The following is an 18,143-nucleotide window of genomic DNA, read 5'->3' on the forward strand; positions in this document are numbered from 1 at the left end:
CGGCGAGTTCGCCGATGCTCCACAGACCGTCATGGGACGCGGGCACTTGAACCTCCCTCAGGGGGAGTTCCTACCGTACCGGCGAGCGTGGGCCGGACGTACGGCCGGCCCGCGGGCGACCGCGTGCGAAGGAGAGGGTCATGACCGTGTTCATCATGGTGCCGGGCGTGTTCACCGGTGCCCACGTCTGGGAGGAGACGGCCGCCCGGCTGACCGGGGCGGGCGCCGGGGCGCGCGCGGTCGCCCTCACGGGGCTCGACGGCCCACGTGCTCCGGTGGGGCCCCCGGGTGCCGCGCCGTCCGGCGTCGACCTGGAGACGCACATCGCCGACGTGATCGCGGCGATCGACTCGGTGATCGCGGCTGACGCGGCGGAAGGGACCGCCGGCCGGGAGATCGTGCTGGTCGGCCACGATTACGGCATTCATCCGGTCCTGGGCGCCGCGGACCGGCGGGCGGAGCACGTGGCCCGCGTCGTCCACCTGGACGCGGGCTTGCCGAGAGACGGTGTCCCGGCCTTGGCGGCGGTGCCCGACCGGGCACTGCGCGAGCAGGTGTGCACGCAGGCCGGTGGGGAGGGGGCCGGCGGGGGGTTGGTTCCTCCGGGCCGCGACGAGTGGCGGCGGTGGGGCAGTACCGAAGGGGTTTCCGACGCGGACCTCGACCGGCTCACCGCGCTGGCCGCGCCACAGCCGCTGGGCACCCTCCTTCAGCCGCTGCGCCTGACCGGTGCGGCGGCCACGGTGCCCACCACCGCAGTGCTGTGCACCGCCAACGGCGCGAGCATCGACATGGTGAGGAGGCTGGTGGACTTCGGCGACCCCGCCCTCCGCTTTCTGGCCGATCCCCGGGTGACCTTCTTCGAACTCCCCACGGGGCACTGGCCGATGCTCTCCTGCCCCGATGAGCTGGCGGAGGTCCTGCTGCGGGCCGCGGCCGGCGAGGGGCAGCGGCTGGAGCCGGCCGGCACCGCGGGACCACCCGCCCACCTGCGGCCGTTCCGGCTGGAGGTGCCCGGGATCCCCCGTGAGCGACGGGAGCACGTCGACCTCTACCCGCCGCCCGGCGCCGAGGGCCGACGCCCCGCGGTGGTGTTCGTGCACGGCGGACCGGTGCCCGCCGGGGCCCGGCCGACCCCGCGGGAGTGGCCGACCCTGGTGGGATACGCACGGTACGCGGCCGGGCGGGGAGCCGTGGGCGCCACCCTCGACCACCGGCTGCACGACGTGGCCGACTACGAGCGCGCCGCCACGGACGTGGCCGCCGCGGTGGAACTGGTCCGGGCCGATCCGCGGGTGGACCCGGACCGGATCGCACTGTGGTTCTTCTCGGGCGGCGGGCTGCTCACGGCGGACTGGCTGGGCGCGCCCCCGGCGTGGCTGCGCTGTCTGGCGGCCACCTACCCGGTTCTCGCTCCGCTGCCGAACTGGGGGCTCGCGGGCAGCCGCTTCCACCCGGCGGGCGCCCTGACCCGCGCGGGCGCCCTGCCCGTCGTCCTCACCCGGGCAGGACTGGAGAGCCCTGAGATCGCCGCCACCGTCGAGACATTCCTGGCCGCGGGCAAGGACTGCGGGGCGGCCGTCGAGGTGGTCGACGTACCGAACGGTCACCACGGCTTCGAGACCGTCGACCCGGTCGACGCGTGGCACGCGGCCGTGGACCGCGCGATGCACTCGGTACTGGCGCACCTGGCGGTCCCGCCGTCCGACGCGGACTGACGGCCCCACGGCCTGGCCGGGTGTTTCGTCCTGGGGCCGGTTCCTGGCCCCGTCAGGGCCGGTGAACTCCCCGAAGCCGGTGAACGGCCGGTCCTGGACGGGCGGCTCGTCTCCCGGCTCACGGGTGGCGGCGCGACGAGGACACCGCGGTGCCGCAGGCCGTCCGTGACGTGTCGGACATCGGAATTCTCCTGGGCGACGGAACCGCCGACCGTGCCGAGCAGGCCGCTCCGATCCCACGGCCCTGGGCCGGCCCCGGCTGGGAACGAGTGCGGCCACGGCATGATCACCGATCGGTGTGTCGGCGGACGACGACCGTTCGGCGGCCGCCGGCCATGACGTGAACCCCGCCCGCCGGCGGGCGGTGTCCGGGCAGGCCGTGAACCGGATCGCGGGGCGGTTCAACCGGGTTGGGCCAAGGACCACCGCCCGCTTCCACCTCCTCGGTTGCTGTCGCGAGGAGAACGGAAAAACTGCCGACGGCCGGCCGGGCCGATGCGACCGGAGCCATCCGGCGTCCTGCCCCCGGGCAAGCCGCAACGGCTCGCGGCCACGGCCCCGAATCGGGCACCGGGACGGTGCCGCCGGCTCCTCACCAAGGCCCGGCTCCACCCGATCGGGTCAGAAACCGACGATGTGCCCCGTCCGGACCCGGACCGCGTCCGATCAGGTCATCTTCGGTGCGTGCGTACGCCGGGTCCTGTGCCCGAGAGGAAGGCTTCCGCCGTGACGAACCGCGGAGCCCCCCGTCAGGAGGCCGTCACCGCGACGGTTTCCGCCCTGATGCTCACCGCGCTGGTGTGCGCCCCACTCGCCTGTACCGCGCGCTCCGGTCCGGCAGCGGACGAAGGCCGGCGGGCCGCTCCGGCCGGTGCGGCCACCGGCGAGACGGTACGTACGGACGCGGGTCCGGTGCGTGGCACCCGGTCGGGCGCGTACCGGATCTTCCAGGGCATCCCGTACGCCGGAGCTCCCGAGGGAAAGCACCGGTGGGCCCCGCCCCGCCCGGTACGGCCGTGGAAGGACGTGAGGGACGCGACCGAGCCGGGGCCCTTGTGTCCGCAGGTGCCCTCGCAGTACGCGCCGATCTCCGGCACGCAGGAGAACTGCCTGGTCCTGAACGTCACGACGCCACCGGCCTCGGCCCGAGGGCGGGCCGCTCCCGTGCTCGTGTGGATCCACGGGGACGGCGCCGTGGGCGGCGGCGCCTTCTTCGACGGGCGCCGCCTGGCCGAGCGTGGGTTGGTGGTCGTCACGGTCAACTACCGCCTCGGCGTCTTCGGCGGCCTCGCCCTGCCCGGTCTGGAAGGGGCCGGCACCTTCGGCCTCCAGGACCAGCGTGCCGCACTGACCTGGGTGCGGAACAACGCGCGCGCCTTCGGCGGTGATCCCGGCAACGTCACCGTGGCCGGCGTGTCGTTCGGCGCGTCCGCCATCGCCGGGCACCTGACGTCCCCCGCGTCCCGGGGCCTGTTCCACCGAGCCGTCATGGCAAGCGGTGAGGCCATGATGGACATGCCGGCCGGCGCGATGGGACCGGGCGTGCCGGGATACCCGTGGTACATCTGGCGGACGGGCCGGGAGATGGAGGACATCACCACCGAGATGACCGCGTCCCTCGGTTGCCGTGACGGCCGTCCGGAACGCACCCTCGCCTGTCTGCGCGCCCTGCCCGTGAAGAGGCTTCTCGAGGTGCCGTCCATCATGAACGCCTTCCAGGTGTTCGGATACGGCAACGCCACCCTGCCCGAGCTGCCGCCCGCGGCCCTGCGCGCCGGACGTTTCCACCGTGTACCCGTCCTGTCGGGCGCGACCCGCGACGAGCACCGCACGTTCGTCGGGATGATGTACGACGCGGTGGGCGAGCCGTTCACCGAGGCAGACTACGACCGCGCCCTGCGCACCGCGTTCGGCGAGGCACAGGCGAAGCGTGTGCGGGCCGAGTACCCCACGGCCGCTCACCCGTCGCCCGCGCTGGCGTGGAGCACCGTCATCACCGACCGCATGTGGGCGCGCGGCACACAGACGCAGCACGACGCGCTGGCACGGCATGTGCCGGTGTACGCGTACGAGTTCGCCGACCGGGACGCGCCGATGTTCCTGCCGCTGCCGGGCGAGTTCGACTTCGGCGCCTTCCACGCGGCCGACATCCCCTACCTGTTCGAGGACGAAGCCGCCGAACCGTTCCTCACCCCGGCACAGCGTCGTCTGTCGGCCACGATGACCCGGTACTGGGCCGCGTTCGCCCGCACCGGCGCACCCCGCGGTACCGGTCTGCCCGCCTGGCTCCCCCACCACCCGGACCCCGTCGGCCGACCGTACACACAGTCACTGGCACCGCAGCGCATCGGGCCCGTCGACTACCGTCACGAACACAATCTTGACTTCTGGAACGGGTCCGTCAAATGAACGGCCCTGTCACACACTCGGTGGTGGCGGACCTGACCGTCGAGCGCCTCCGCTTCGCGGAGAGCAAGGAGGGCACTTCGCCACGACCATGATCGACGATCAGGGGTCCGGCGTCTCCCCGTCCACGTGCACGAGCTCGTTAGACTCCCTTCGCGGCGTCCGGCGGCCCGAAGGGAAGACGTTTCCGTGCATACCTACGACAACCCTGTGATCAGCGGGTTCCATCCCGATCCGAGCGTGTGCCGGGTCGGTGACGACTACTACCTGGTGTGCTCCAGCTTCGAGTACTTCCCCGGGCTGCCGCTCTTCCACAGCAAGGACCTCGTGCACTGGGAGCAGATCGGCAACGTGCTCGACCGGCCCGGGCAACTGCCGCTGCCCCTCCCCGGCGCCAAGGCGTCCGGAGGTCTCTACGCCCCCACGATCCGTCACCACGACGGCCGTTACTGGGTCATCAACACCAACATCGACGGTGGCGGCAACTTCGTGGTCTCGGCCGAGCGGCCCGAGGGGCCGTGGAGCGACCCGGTGTGGATCGACCTGACCGGTATCGATCCCGACCTGGCGTGGGAGGACGACGGCACCTGCTGGTGCGCCTTCTCCGGCCCCGAAGGGGGCATCAACATGGCCAGGATCGACCCGGTCAAGGGCGAGGTGCTGGAGGGGCCTTTCGCCACCTGGTCGGGCAGCGGCCTCAAGTACCCCGAGGCGCCGCACCTCTACCGCATCGGCGACTGGTGGTACCTGCTGATCGCGGAAGGCGGCACGGAACGCGGTCACAGCGTGTCCATGGCCCGCAGCCGCTCGCCGCGCGGCCCCTGGGAGGCCGCACCCGCCAACCCCCTGCTGTCACACAGCGGTACTGCCCGCTCCATCCAGAACACCGGCCATGCCGACCTGGTGCAGGCTCCCGACGGCAGCTGGTGGATGGTGCTGCTCGGCGTCCGCCCCCGCGGCTTCACGCCCGACGTGCACGTGCTCGGCCGCGAGACGTTCCTGACCCCCGTGGAGTGGGGCGAGGACGGCTGGCCCGTCGTCGCGCCCGTTCCCGAGAGCCACGCGGCCCCGGGCGGTGCCTGGCACCCCGTTCCGGCCCCGCCCGCCCGCGACGACTTCGACGGGGCCGCTCTCGCGCCGCACTGGATCTCGCCGTTCGCCCGCCCGGAGGGCTCCTGGTCGCTCACCGAGCGCCCCGGCCGGCTGGTCCTCAGCGCCACCGGCCCCACCCTCGACCGCCCCGGGTACACCTTCGTCGGCCGCCGCCAGCAGCACCACGACTGCCGCGTCACCGCCGTGATCGACCCGGGTACGGGACGCGGTGGTCTCTGCGTACGCCTGGACGAGGCCCACCACTACGAACTGGAGGCCGGGGGCGGGGAGATCGGCGTCGTCGCCCGGATCGGGCCGCTGCGCCAGACCGTGGCCCGTCGGCCGGTCCCGGCCGGGCCGCTGCCCCTCACCGTCACGATCCGGACGTCGGGCCTTGTGCCCGCGTCGCCCGAACTCACCGACGGCGGCACCACGGGCCCCGACACCATCGCCTTCTGGCTCGACGATCCCGACGCTCCGGACGCCCGGCCGCTCGCCGAACTGGACGGGCGCTACCTGTCCACCGAGGTCGCCTGCGGCTTCACCGGCCGTGTGATCGGCATGTACGCCACCGAGGGCGCGGTCGCCTTCGACTGGTTCGAGTACGCCCCGGTGCCCTCCGTGTGACGCTCGGTGCGCGGGCGGGTGTCACCTCCCGAGGGGCGCCCGCCCGCAGTCGGCCCGGCCCGGCCGAGGTGCCTCCCCGGCCTCCGGACGGCCTTCTCGCCGGTTGGGTTAACCTGTGCCCCATGCCTCCCCGACCAGCCGGATCGCGCCCCACACTGTCCTTGGTGGCCAAGACCGCCGGTACGAGTGTGCCGACCGTGTCCAAGGTGCTGCGGGGCGGGACCGACGTCTCGGCGGAGACGCGCGCGAAGGTCATGGAAGCCGTGCAAGCCGTCGGCTACATCCGCCGGGCCGGGTCCAAGGGCGAGAGCGGGCGGGACGAGAGCGGCTTGTCCAACGTGCTCGATCTCGTGGTCACCCATTTCGAGGGATCATGGGCGAACCTGTTGACAGCCGGGGTCGGGCGAGAAGCGGCGGCAGCGGGAATCGATGTCGTACTGACGCTCGCCGAGCCGCACAGCGACTGGGTCTCGCGGGTTCTGAGAAGGCGCACCCTCGGCGTGATCGGGACGCTGGTCGATCCCGCCTCGCCCCAGTTCGGCGCACTCTTCGCCGCGGGCGTCCCCGTGGTGCTGATCGACCCGATGAGCACACCCCCGTCAGGGGTGGCGAGCATCGGCGTGGCGAACTGGGAAGGCGGCCGTATGGCCGCCGAGCACCTTCTGTCCCTCGGCCATGTGCGGATGGGGGTGGTCGCCGGCCACGCCCGCCATCTCTTCAGCCGGGCGCGTGTCGACGGTTTCCGCGCGGCGGCCGACACGGCGGCCGCCGCCAGTGCCACGGTGTCGGTGGCCCACGGCGGATGGAACCGCGCCAAGGCGGCGACCGCCACCCACGCCCTGCTCGACGGCGACCCGGGGATCACGGGGATCTTCGCCTGCGCGGACTCCATGGCCCTCGGCGTCTACGACGCATTGGCCGCCCGGGGCCTGCGGATCCCCGAGGACATCAGTGTCGTCGGCTTCGACGACCTGCCCGAGGCGCAGTACATCACCCCCGGGCTGACGACCGTCAGACAGCCCAGCACCGAGTTGGGCGCCGCGGCGGTCAAGCTCCTGATCGAGCTCTCCCGGGGCGAGGACGGCGGCGCACGGCCCCCCGCCCGCATGAAGCTGGCCACCGAACTGGTCGTCCGTGCCTCGACCGGACCCGTCCCGGGGACCGCGGCGCCACACCGGTGACGCCGGCAGGGGTTGTCCGGCAGTCCTCATCGCGGTGCGGTCGGCACGACCTGGAGGACGAGGCGGCTCGGGCGGGCGGCGCCCTGAAGGATCGTGTACTCGGCCACGGTGGGCTCCGTGGTCGCCCCGGACGGATCGAAGGCATTGCGTCCGACGTCCCAGCGGGGTGACGAACTCGGTGCGATGTCGACGCGCACCCGGTGGCCCGGCAGGAACGTGTGTGCCGTCGACCAGAGGTCCACGACGAACTCCTGATCCTGATCCGGCTCGACCGGTCGTCTGTCGCCCAGGCCCGTGACCGGGTCGACGGACCGCGCCGACCCCCGCTGCACGCCGTCGGTGACGACGAGGCTGCGGCCGTCCGGGTGCTCGTCGCACAGCCGCACGACCACGTCCGCGTCCGTTCCCGTGGTCGCGAGGTGGACGACGGCGTGGACCGCGCCCATCACCGTGAGTTCCCCGGCGAGCGGCTCGGTGCGCCACGAGACCACGTCCTGCCGCGTCTCGATCGCCGCCTGGTCGGCGGGTCCCGCCTCGAACGGCGCGAAGAGGAGGACCGCACCGCCGCACGTCGGCACCGGGGATGACGGATCGCTGGTCAGCCGCCGTTCACCGCTCCCGGTCGGCTCGGTCGCGAGTGCGCCGCCGGCGTTCATGTACAGCTCGAGCGTCCGCGTGTCGCGCGGCGGGAACTCGTCCAGTTCGATCCACCGGTTCGAGCCCATCAGGAACACGCGCACCGGCGGCGGGTCCGCCACGCCCGCGCGCAGGGCGGTGTCGAACCACCGCACGTGCTGCGCGGTGAGGTCTCCGCCGCCGGGATCGTCGGCGGCCGCGCCCGGTCCGAAGTCCACCCCGGCTGTCCGGCCCGACAGGTCGTCATGCGACCAGGGACCGACCAGAAGACGGGGCACCGGCCCGCCGGTGTCCTTCGCGCGGCGCAGCAGCCGCCGGTGGAGCTCCAGGGTCGATCCGAGGAAGACGTCGAACCACCCGCCGGTCAGGAAGACCGGGATGTCGACCGCGTCGATCCGGTCGACGATCTTCCCCTCGCGGTGACGCGCCGCCCCGAGCGGCTCCCGCAACCGGTCCAGACCCCACCCGACGATCGCCTCGGCGTCCCATCCGGAGTGCGGGACTCCGGCCCGGAACGCGTCGTGGGTCGCGATCGCCCGCTCGGTCGCTTCCCATCGCCTCCGCTCGGCCTCCCGTTCACGGGTGGAGCCGATGCGCTCGATCATGTCCGGGGCGATCGCGTAGTGCGTCCACGCGAGGGTGCTTCCGATCTCCGGCACCCCGCCGCGGAACCGGAATCCGTCGAGCGCCGACATCGCCGGCGTCATGGCGGGAGCGATCGCCCGCAGTGCCGGGGCACCTCCCAGAAGGGCGCTGAACTGGGTGTCCGAGGCGTAGGACGCGCCCCACATTCCGACGGTGCCGGTGCATTCGGGGCGTGCCGCGAGCCAGGCCACGGCGTCGGCGCCGTCGGCCACCTCCTGCGCACAGGGGTCGAAGACGCCTTCGGAGCCGAAGCGGCCCCGTACGTCCTGGAGCGCGACGAGGTAACCGGCGGCGACGAGGCGCCCGACGTCGAGCATCCCGTCGTGCTCCTCACGGGTCACGTCGTAGGGGTGGCGGGTCAGCAGGGCCGGCCACGGCCCGGTCCCGTGCGGGAACAGCAGGACGGTCCGCAGCCGTGTTCCGTCGCGCAACGCACAGGTCACCTCGCGGCGCTCGGCGACCGGGTCCGGCGATTCACGGGCCGGGGCGCCGCGCCGGAGGGGGGCCGGCTCCTGGACGGGGCTCGTGTGGTCGCTCACCGGAGGGCGACCGCCGTCCACGACGTCGGCGGCAGTTCGATGGTGAGCAGGCCGTCGGCGAGTACCGCGCCGGTGTTCGCGGCCGGGGTCACCCGGTCCTGCCGGGCGAGCGTGTTCTTCGCGTACACGTCGGAGTCGGCGAGTGTGACGGCCTCGGTGACGCGCGAGGAGCCGAGGCTGCGCACATCGATCGTGACCTGCGTGGCTTCCGCCAGGTCGCGGTTGACGAGGAAGACCGCGGCCCGGTCCTCGTCGACGGTCGCGACGGCGTCGACGACGGACACCTCTCCGTAGCGCGCCGTGTCGTACGTCGGCGCCTGGATCAGGGGTCGGATCACCTCACCGGAGGCGAGCCGGCTCGTGATCGAGAACGGGTGGAAGGTCGTCTGGCGCCAGGCCGGGCCGCCGGGCTCGGTCATGATCGGAGCGATCACGTTGACGAGCTGTGCGAGGGACGCCGAGGTGACGCGGTCGCTGCGGCGCAGGAGCGTCATCAGCAGGTTGCCTACGACGACGGCGTCCGCCACCGTGTAGGTGTCCTCCAGGAGCCGGGGGGCGTGGCGCCACTCGTCGTGGTTCTTCTCCGACTCCTGGTGTTCCTTGAGGTACCAGACGTTCCACTCGTCGAAGGAGATGTCGATCTTCTTGGTGGAGCGTTTCTTGTGCCCCACGTGGTCGGCCGTCGCGACGACGGTGTCGATGAAGTAGTCCATGTCGACCGCCGAGGCGAGGAAGGAACCGAGGTCGCCGTCGAGTTCCTGGTAGTACGCGTGGCACGAGACGTAGTCGACGTGGTCGTAGCTGTGCTCGAGTACGGTGCGCTCCCAGTCGCCGAAGGTCGGCATGGTGGACCCGGAGGAGCCGCAGACGACGAGTTCGAGGTCCTGGTCGGCCCTCTTCATCGCGGCGGCGGTGCGGGCGGCCAGCTTGCCGTAGTCGTCCGCCGTCATGAAACCGGTCTGCCAGGGGCCGTCCATCTCGTTGCCGAGGCACCACATGCGCACGTCGTGCGGCTCCGGTGTGCCGTTGGCGATGCGCAGGTCCGACAGCGCCGTGCCGGACGGGTGGTTGGCGTACTCGAGCAGGTCCAGGGCGGGCAGGATGCCTCGTGTGGCCACGTTGACCGCCAGCATCAGCTCGGAGCCGGTGAGCTTGAGCCATCGGGCGAACTCGTCGAGGCCGACCTGGTTCGATTCGAGCGAGCGCCAGGCGAGGTCGCGGCGTACCGGGCGTTTCTCGCGCGGGCCGACGGAGTCCTCCCAGCGGAACCCGGAGACGAAGTTGCCGCCCGGGTAGCGGATGGTCGTGCTGCCGAGCTCTCTGACGAGTTCGACGACGTCCATGCGGAACCCGTCACCGTTCGCGCTCGGGTGTCCGGGCTCGTAGAGCCCGGTGTACACGCAGCGGCCGAGGTGCTCGACGAACGAGCCGAAGGTGCGGCGCCGGACAGGGGCGATGACGGCCCGCCTGTCGAGTTCGATGTGGGCGCGGGGCAATGCGGCGGTCCTTTCCGGAGGATGGCGCGGGGGGTGTCACGGACCGGGTGGTGTCGTCGGTCAGCGGCCTGCCCCTGCCGAACGGCACGGCGGGGGCAGTCGTGGGACGGCCCGGCTCAGGTCCTGGTACCGGTGTCAGCCCTTCACTGCGCCGGTGAGGCCGCCGACGATGCGCTTCTCGAAGACCGAGAAGAAGATCAGTGCGGGCAGCATGGCGAGTGAGGTGAAGGCGAGGACCTTCGCGGTGTCCGTGGAGTACTGGGAGGAGAACACCTGGACGCCGAGCGGCAGGGTGTAGTTCGCCTGCGAGTTGAGGACGTACAGGGGCAGGAGGTAGTTGTTCCAGCTGCCGACGAATCCGAGGATTCCGACGGTGACCACACCGGGCAGCGACAGCGGGACCACCATGCGGAAGAAGAATCCGAGCCGGCTCATGCCGTCGATCGCGGCGGCCTCCTCGATCTCGTTCGGGATGGCTCTGAGGAACGGCACGAGGATGATGACGGTCGTCGGCAGACCGAAGGCGATCTGCGGGACGATCACGCCGAGCAGGTTGTCGACGAGGCCGAGGTCCTTGATGACGAGGTACAGCGGAGTGATCGCGATGACCATCGGGAACATCAGGCCCGCGGCGAACAAGGAGTACATCGCGCCCTTGAGTTTGAAGTCGTAGCGTGCGATCACGAAGCTCACCATCAGACCGAGGGCGACGATACCGACGGTGCTGGTGATCGCGACGATGAGGGAGTTGGCGAACTCTCCCCAGAAGACCGTCGACTTCAGGATGCCGAGGTAGTTGCCGACCACCCAGGGGCGTGGCAGGGCGGCCGGGTCCGTGGTGATCTGCGCGTTGGTGCGGAATCCGCCGAGCACGATGTAGAGCACCGGTGCGACGCAGACGCCGACGAAGAGCAGCGCGATGAAGTAGGTGACGGGGCTGCCCCACTTCTGCGGCTTGTCGCGGCGGCCGGCGGGCGCCTTCGGCTCCGGCGCGGGAGACGTCCGGGAGGTGGCGGTCGTCACGCTCATCACACGGTCCCTTCGGTGACGGCGCCCCTGAGGTCGCGGCGCAGGACGAAACGCTGGTAGATCAGCGCGACGACGAGCGAGATCACGAACATCACGACCGCGACGGCGCTGCCGTAGCCGTAGTTGCCCGCGTTGCGGCCCTGGGCGAGCATGTAGATCGCCATGGTCGAGGTGCCCGCGGTGCCCGAGACGTACTGGCCCCAGATGATGTAGACGAGGTCGAACAACTGCAGCGAGCCGATGATCGACAGGAAGGCCCAGATGCGGATCGTCGGTCCCAGCAGCGGCAACGTGATGCGGCGCTGGATCTGCCAGTAGGAGGCGCCGTCGATCTGCGCGGCCTCGAAGATCTCGTCGGGGATCGACTGCAGGCCGGCGAGCATCAGGATCACCGCGAAGCCGATGTACTTCCACGTGATGATGGCCATCAGCGTCCAGATGGCCAGGTCCGGGTCGGCGATCCAGTCGGCTTCCAGGGAGCCCAGGCCGATCCGGTGCAGCAGGTCGTTGACGGCTCCGTTGCTCTGGAGCATCAGGCTCCAGCCGGTGCCGACGATGATCTCGGAGATGATGTAGGGCACGAAGATCAGGACGCGGATCGTCGAGCGGCCGCGGATCCTCTGGTTGAGCAGGAGCGCGAGGACGATCGCCAGCGGCCCCTGGATGACCAGTGAGAGCACCAGGATCAGGCCGTTGTGCCACAGGACGTCGTGGAACGCGGGGTCGGTGAGGATCAGCTCGTAGTTGTTCAGGCCGACCCAGTCGGTGGGCTCTCCGTAGCCCTTCCACTGGTAGAAGCCGTAGTAGGCGGCGAGCGCGACCGGGAAGATCACGAACGCCAGGAACGTGATGATCGCCGGTGCCGACAGGACCGCGATCTCCAGTCGCATCCTGGCACGGCCACGGCGGCGCGCAGCCGCTCGTGACGGAGCCGGGGGCACGGACGTGGCCGTGTCCCCGGCTCCGGGCGTGCCCTGCGGCCGGCGGCCGGCGGCCGCGTCAGTGCCCAGGGTGTCGCTCATGTCTGCTCGGTCAGCCCTTCTCGGCGGCAGTCTTGACGTCCTTGACGATGTCGGCGGCGGAGCCCTTGCCGGCCATCAGGTTCACGACGGCGATGTTCATGGCGTTGCCGACGTTCTGGCCGTACACGGTGTCGAGGAACTGCATCGAGTAGGCGGCCTTGTTGAAGGCCTCCAGTGCCGAGATGTTGTAGGGCTCGGTGACGACCCCCTGCGCCGCCTTGTTCACCGGGATGGTGTCGAAGGCCTCGGCGTAGGCCTCCTGCTGCTCCTTGGTCACGACGAACTGGAGGAAGCCCAGGGCCTCCTTCGGCGCGTTCTTGGAGAGGGAGTATCCACCGGCGCCGCCCATGATGGCGGTGGGGTCGCCCTTGCCGCCGGACACGGAGGGGAAGGGGAACCAGCCCAGGTCGGGGAGCGGCTTCTTGTCCGGGGTCAGGTCGGCGATGACTCCGGGGTTCCAGTTGCCCATGAGCTCCATGGCCGCCTTGTGGTTGGCGATCATGCCCGCCGAGGATCCGGCGCCCTGCTGCGACGTCGCCGTCAGGAAGCCCTTCTGGAACGGTTCGGTCCCCAGGAGTTCGGCGAGGTCGTCGCCGGCCTCGGTCCAGCACGGGTCGTCGAACGTGAGCGACTTGGCGGCCTCCTGCATGGTTTCCTGGCTGCACTCGCGCAGGGCGAAGTTGTAGTACCAGTGCGCGGCCGGCCAGGCGTCCTTGGCGCCGACCGCGATCGGCGCGACCTTGATCGCCTTCAACTTCGCGACGGCGTCCTCGAGTTCGTCCATCGACGTCGGCGGCGCATCGATGCCGGCCTTCTTGAACAGGTCCTTGCTGTAGTAGATGCCCTCGGGCTGGGTGTCGAGCGGCATCGCGTAGACCTTGCCGTCGATCGAAACGCCTTCGAGGGCCGCCTCACCCACGTTCGTCCTGTCGGTGTCGGTCAGTTCCAGTGCCTGGATCTGACCGGCGTCGACCATGGCCTGCATCTTGCCGCCACCACGCTGCAGGAAGATGTCGGGCGCGGAGTTCGAGTTGAGCGCGTTCTGCAGCTTGCCGTCGAGATCCTCGTTCTGGACCGACTGAATCTTGATCGTGACGTCCGGGTGCAGCTCGTGGTACGCCTTCGCGGCGTCCTTCCAGAATTCCACGCCGCGCCCCTCCATCGCGTTCGTCCAGAGGGTCACCGTGCCCTGGCCGTCGGACGAACCGCTGCCGTCGTCGCCACCGGCGCAGCCGGCAACGGCGAGTGCGACGCACAAGCCGATCGCGGCAGCCGTCGCGCTGCGGGTTCTCCTCGTCATCGTGGAAACTCCCTGATCTGTTGTCAGTGATCCAACTGCCGATAGTTTGCGCAAACTAATGAGCCGTCCGCGAAGCAGGAGCAAGGTGTACCGCCCAAAATGAACGGAGGACAACCAACAGTTTTCGCAAGTTGCGCAATCGTTACTGACGCAGGGGCCTTCGTACGTGATCAGGAACGGGTTCGGTGACGAGCAGGAACCTGCTCAGTCGCACCCGGCCGGCCGGGGCGGGCACCGGGAAGACGCCGAACGCCGACGGACGGACCGCTCGACGTCTTGACGCCGTTTCGCCCTTCTCCTTACGGTGCGCAACACGTTGAACCAGGGACGGTCGATCCACCCGCCCCTTCCGGCAGGTCCCGCACCGCCCGCAGCAAAGGAACCCCGCCATGCGGATCGTCGTCCCCCGGGGCAGCCGACAGCCCGGCTCTCCGACGCCTGACGCCACTGCGCCGGCACGGGCCGATTCGACCTCGTTCAGCGGAAGACGGGTTTCCGGTACATCCGGGGCACGGCCTGCTCGGCGACGGGACGGGTGTCCACCGCCCCTACGACCACGCCGGCGAGCGGCGCGTGCGCCACACCTTCACGTATGCCGTCCGGGCTCGCCTCCGGCGACGACACCGTGTTGTGGCGGAGGGGCGACGTCACTCCTCCCCGCACTGTGACGAGCGGGGTGCCGGGGACGTCGGCGGGCCCTGCGCGGCCGAGTACGAGTACGAGTACGACGGTGGTGAGCAGCGCGCCCGTCGGCACGAGGCCGGCGAAGAGGCCCGCGCGGTCGGCGTCGGGGCGGCGCAGCACATAGCACTTCCCGCGGGAGCTCAGCGGCGCTGCCGGAACGGGGCGAGCGTGGCGCGCACGAGGTCGGCGGCGCCCCAGTCGGGATCGAACTGGGCGATCACGGCCAGGTGTTGACGTAGCTGGAGGATCGGCATCCGTTCGCGCCAGTCGCGGTCGAGCCCGGTCAGATCGGCGTACAGCTCGAAGAACACACGCGCTTCGGGCGGCGGCGCCGTCGTCCACAGGTGGGCCAGGTCGACCTCGGCCCATGTGTACGACACGGCCGGGTCGATCAGCGCGGGTCGCCCGTCCGGGGCGGCCATGACGTTCAGTGCCCACAGATCGCCGTGCGTCAGGCACGCGGGCCTGACCGGCAGCAGCTCGGGCAGCCGGGCGCACAGCCGTTCCAGCGCCGCCCGGTCCGCGGCGCCGAGCGCCTCCTGGACACGACGCTCGCCGAGCCAGCGCAGCAGACGGTGCTGGGCGAAGAACTCGAACCCGTCGTCGGCCCAGGTGTTGGCCTGCCGGCGGCGGCCCAGCCAGTTGTCCCGGTGCCACCCGAATCGGGGATACCGCGTGGTGGTGTGCAGGTGGGCGAGCGCGTGCGCGAACTGCTCCCAGAAGGCCTCGGTGTCCGGCCGGGGCCGCAGCACGGACAGCGCGAGCAGGTCGCGGTCCGCGAGGATGATCTCGGGCGTGGCGATACCGCCCGCCTCGCGCAGTACGGTGAGCCCTTCGGCCTCTGCGGCGAAGGCGTCGTCCGACGGTGGCTCGCCGAACGCCTTGACGAACACCGACGTGCCGTCGGCGCGGCGCGCGAGCCCCGCGGTCGCGGCGAGGCCTCCAGTGGCCGGCTCGATCGCGACGATGTCGGTCAGGCCGGCCGCGTGAAGGCGTTCGAGCAGCAAGGACGTCGCTTCTGTCACGGGTGTGCTCCTCTCTGTCGGTCCCGCATCCTGGCATCAGGGGTGAGCCGACGCGGCTCGTTCATCGGGCCCGGTCGGACCGCGCAGCCTCGACTCCGCCCTGTCGACCGCCTGTCCGCGCGTGGCGTCACGGGTGCGGGGAGCCTTCGGCCTGCCGCAGGACCCGGAGGCGTCGCTCGGGTTCGGCACAGAGGTGTGCTCAGGGGGCGGGTGCCGTAGAACACCGATCAGGCCGGCTCGTGAACACCGGTACGGGGTTTCCGTGGTTCCGAGCTGCCGCGGCGGGGCTGTCGCAGGCCGACCGCGACGCCGACTGCGACGAGAAGGGCGCCGGTGACGTCGGCGGGGCCTGCCCGGCCGAGGCCGAGTGCGACGGTGGTGAGCAGCGCGCCCACCGGTACGAGGCCGGCGAAGAGGCCCGCGCGGTCGGCGCCGAGGCGGCGCAGTGCGTCGTACCAGAGGAAGAAGGCGGCAGCGGTGACGATCGCGCCGAGGTAGCCGAAGGCGGCTGCCTGGCCGGGTGTGGGCAGGCGCAGGGAGGCCGTACCGTCCAGGGCGAGACCCGCCGCCAGGAGCATGGGTACGGAGAGAGCGGCGGGATAGGCGGCGACTCTCAGGGGGCCGAGCCTGGGCAGGAGCGGGACGGCGAGCAGGGAGAAGGCCACCTCGCCGGCGAGTGCGCCCAGGGACAGCAGGAAGCCCTTCACGCTGCCCGAGCCGAGGCCGGCGGCGACGGCTGTGCCGAGTGCCACCACGATCGCGGCGCCGACGGTGCGGGGCGCGGGGCGCCGGCGTTCCGTCAACGGCCCCACGAGGGCGAGCACGAGGGGGACCGCTCCGACCACAGCGGCGATCATGGCGGGGCCGGCGTGCCGGGTGGCTTCGACGAGGAAGACGTTGAACCCCGCCAGGCCGGTGGCGGCCAGCGCGATCAGCAGCAGAACGTCACGTGCGGTCAGGCGCACGCGGGGTGAACGCCGGTGGCCCACGACGGCCAGCAGGATCGCCGCGGCGAGCGCGTAGCGCATGGCTTGTCCTGTGAAGACCGGGTAGTCGGCGATGGTGGCGGAGACCGCGGTCGAGGTGCCGACGAGCAGCATCGCCGAGGCGGCGCCGACCGGGGCGGTGGAGGCTCTCATGCGGCATGCTCCGACGACTTCGAGGGGGCGGCCAGGACCTTGCGGGTGACACGTTCGGCGACGGCCGCGACCAGGGTTCGGGGGCGGCGGGGTGTCAGGTGTGCGGTCAGGGCGTTGCCGAGTCCGGGGGCGGCATAGCCGCGGTCGCGCTCCAGCGCGCGCAGCGCGGCGCGTACGACGGGCTCCGGGGTGGTCATGGAGCCGGTGACGGCCGCCCGGCGGGTGCCGATGGTGTCGAAGAAGGCGGTCTCGACCGGGCCGGGGCACAGGGTGAGCACGCGGATGCCGCGCCGGCGGTACTCCTGACGCAGGGCGAGACCGAAGTTCAGCACGAAGGCCTTGGCCGCCCCGTAGACGGCGAAGTACGGGGCGGGCTGGAAGGCGGCGTTGGACGCGACGTTGACGACCGCCCCGCGGCCGCGCTCCAGCATGCCGGGCAGCAGTTCGTGGGTGAGGTCGACGAGGGCGACGACGTTGACCATCAACTGGTCGTGGTCGCGGGCCCCGGATATTTCCTCGAAGCGGCCGCAGGTACCGAAACCGGCGTTGTTGACCAGCAGGTCGACGCTCAGACCGCGGGTGGTGAGCCGGTCGGCGATGCGGCGGGCCGCGTCCGGCTCGGCAAGGTCCTGGACCAGCACGTGCGCGCGAACGCCGTGCTCGGCGATCAGGCGCTCGGCAAGGGCGGCGAGCCGGTCACCGGAGCGCGCCACCAGGACCACGTCGTACCCCTGGGCGGCGAGCTGCTCGGCGAACTCCGCGCCGAGGCCGGACGACGCTCCGGTGATAAGGGCGGTGCTGTTCACAGGCTTCTCCTTCAGTCGAGATCAACCGAGATGAGTATGTATCAATAATCCAATGAAACGCAACAGGGATGATGCAGTTAAGGTCGGCATCGCGTCACAGATGTATGATGTCTCCGAACAAGCGGTCCGGCAGGAGGCGTGATGAGTGAGACGGCAGGACGATCGCTGCGGGCTGACGCGGAGCGCAGCGTGCGCGCGATCCTGGAATCAGCCGAGCGGGTACTCGCCGAAGAGCCCGGCGCTTCCATGGAGCAGATCGCCGCAGCCGCGGGAGTGGCCCGTACGACGATCCACCGGCGGTTCGCCAACCGGCAGGCGCTGATCGAGGCGTTGGCGTCGTCCGCCGCCCGTCAGCTCGCCCGGGCAGTGGACGACGGCAGGCCGGACACCGCGCCGCCGCTGGTGGCGATGCACCGGATCACGGCCAACGTACTGCAGGTCAAGAGCGCCTGGGCGTTCGCCCTGGAGCTGCCGGCCGACCCGGACAGCGAGGCCGCCGCCCTCCACCAGGACATCGCCCGCAGGTGCATCGCCGTGCTCGAGCGAGCCCAGGCGGACAAGCTCATCGACGAAGCGGCCGACCTCGACTGGGTGCGCCGGGTCTACTACGCGCTCATCGGGGAATCCCTGCACGGCAACACGGACGGCGCCGACCCGGACACCCTCGCCACCCGCATCATCGACACCCTGCTGCACGGCGCCGGCCCACGCGCCTGAGCCGAGAGTCGCGGTCAGCCCGGGCGGGCACCGGGGCGGGGTCGCGCCGGCAGGACGTCCCCCGCCCGGTTCAGCGGCCCG

At 71.3% G+C, this 18,143-nt stretch carries 14 protein-coding genes; 5 read left to right on the forward strand and 9 right to left on the reverse strand.

Translation table 11 applies throughout. The features are described from left to right. Positions 1–140: 140 nt before the first annotated feature. The 4 genes from B7767_RS42070 (at position 141) to B7767_RS42085 (ending at position 7,024) form a co-directional block, all read left to right on the forward strand. Positions 141–1,718, forward strand: a complete 1,578-nt coding sequence (locus tag B7767_RS42070; RefSeq protein ID WP_085576425.1) for an alpha/beta fold hydrolase — start codon at positions 141–143, stop codon at positions 1,716–1,718. Positions 1,719–2,444: 726 nt separating this feature from the next. After that, the gene (locus B7767_RS42075) at positions 2,445–4,127 is read left to right on the forward strand and encodes a carboxylesterase/lipase family protein (RefSeq protein ID WP_256923780.1); all 1,683 of its coding nucleotides are present in this window, start codon (positions 2,445–2,447) and stop codon (positions 4,125–4,127) included. Positions 4,128–4,313: 186 nt separating this feature from the next. Next, positions 4,314–5,843 (forward strand): glycoside hydrolase family 43 protein, encoded by a 1,530-nt coding sequence (locus B7767_RS42080; protein ID WP_085576426.1) that lies wholly within the window; start codon positions 4,314–4,316, stop codon positions 5,841–5,843. 164 nt (positions 5,844–6,007) lie between these two features. Continuing rightward, entirely contained in the window at positions 6,008–7,024 is a 1,017-nt protein-coding gene (locus tag B7767_RS42085) for a LacI family DNA-binding transcriptional regulator (protein ID WP_256923781.1), read from the forward strand. 26 nt (positions 7,025–7,050) lie between these two features. Here B7767_RS42085 and B7767_RS42090 read toward each other — a convergent pair whose 3' ends face one another. The 9 genes from B7767_RS42090 to B7767_RS42130 all read right to left on the reverse strand — a co-directional run bounded on the left by B7767_RS42090 (position 7,051) and on the right by B7767_RS42130 (position 17,345). Continuing rightward, positions 7,051–8,844: a CocE/NonD family hydrolase gene (locus B7767_RS42090; protein WP_085576436.1), complete on the reverse strand. Its 1,794-nt coding sequence runs from the start codon at positions 8,842–8,844 to the stop codon at positions 7,051–7,053. Beyond that, positions 8,841–10,340, reverse strand: coding sequence for an alpha-N-arabinofuranosidase (locus B7767_RS42095; protein WP_085576428.1), 1,500 nt, complete (start codon positions 10,338–10,340; stop codon positions 8,841–8,843). The genes B7767_RS42090 and B7767_RS42095 overlap by 4 nt, the downstream gene beginning before the upstream one ends. Before the next feature lie 135 nt (positions 10,341–10,475). Then, positions 10,476–11,369 carry a carbohydrate ABC transporter permease gene (locus tag B7767_RS42100; protein WP_085576429.1) on the reverse strand — a complete coding sequence of 298 codons (894 nt, stop codon included), beginning with the start codon at positions 11,367–11,369 and terminating at the stop codon, positions 10,476–10,478. Continuing rightward, on the reverse strand, positions 11,369–12,259 hold the full coding sequence (locus B7767_RS42105; RefSeq protein ID WP_256923782.1) for a carbohydrate ABC transporter permease: 891 nt from the start codon (positions 12,257–12,259) through the stop codon (positions 11,369–11,371). Before B7767_RS42105 ends, B7767_RS42100 begins: the two co-directional genes overlap by 1 nt. 142 nt (positions 12,260–12,401) lie before the next feature. After that, entirely contained in the window at positions 12,402–13,691 is a 1,290-nt protein-coding gene (locus B7767_RS42110; RefSeq protein ID WP_085576431.1) for an ABC transporter substrate-binding protein, read from the reverse strand. A gap of 477 nt (positions 13,692–14,168) precedes the next feature. Continuing rightward, on the reverse strand, positions 14,169–14,495 hold the full coding sequence (locus B7767_RS47095; RefSeq protein ID WP_179167552.1) for a hypothetical protein: 327 nt from the start codon (positions 14,493–14,495) through the stop codon (positions 14,169–14,171). 20 nt (positions 14,496–14,515) lie between these two features. Next, the gene (locus B7767_RS42120) at positions 14,516–15,400 is read right to left on the reverse strand and encodes a fructosamine kinase family protein (protein WP_085576432.1); all 885 of its coding nucleotides are present in this window, start codon (positions 15,398–15,400) and stop codon (positions 14,516–14,518) included. Positions 15,401–15,627: 227 nt separating this feature from the next. After that, a complete protein-coding gene (locus B7767_RS42125) occupies positions 15,628–16,539 on the reverse strand; it encodes a DMT family transporter (RefSeq protein ID WP_218775871.1) in 912 nt (303 codons plus the stop codon). Continuing rightward, complete coding sequence (locus tag B7767_RS42130) at positions 16,536–17,345, reverse strand: SDR family oxidoreductase (RefSeq protein WP_085576433.1); 810 nt, start codon at positions 17,343–17,345, stop codon at positions 16,536–16,538. Before B7767_RS42130 ends, B7767_RS42125 begins: the two co-directional genes overlap by 4 nt. A 141-nt stretch (positions 17,346–17,486) precedes the next feature. On the opposite strand from B7767_RS42130, the gene B7767_RS42135 reads away from it, so the two are divergent. Continuing rightward, positions 17,487–18,062 (forward strand): TetR/AcrR family transcriptional regulator, encoded by a 576-nt coding sequence (locus tag B7767_RS42135; RefSeq protein ID WP_085576434.1) that lies wholly within the window; start codon positions 17,487–17,489, stop codon positions 18,060–18,062. Positions 18,063–18,143: the final 81 nt, after the last annotated feature.

Source organism: Streptomyces sp. 13-12-16, from assembly GCF_002114215.1.
Taxonomy (GTDB): Bacteria; Actinomycetota; Actinomycetes; order Streptomycetales; family Streptomycetaceae; genus Streptomyces.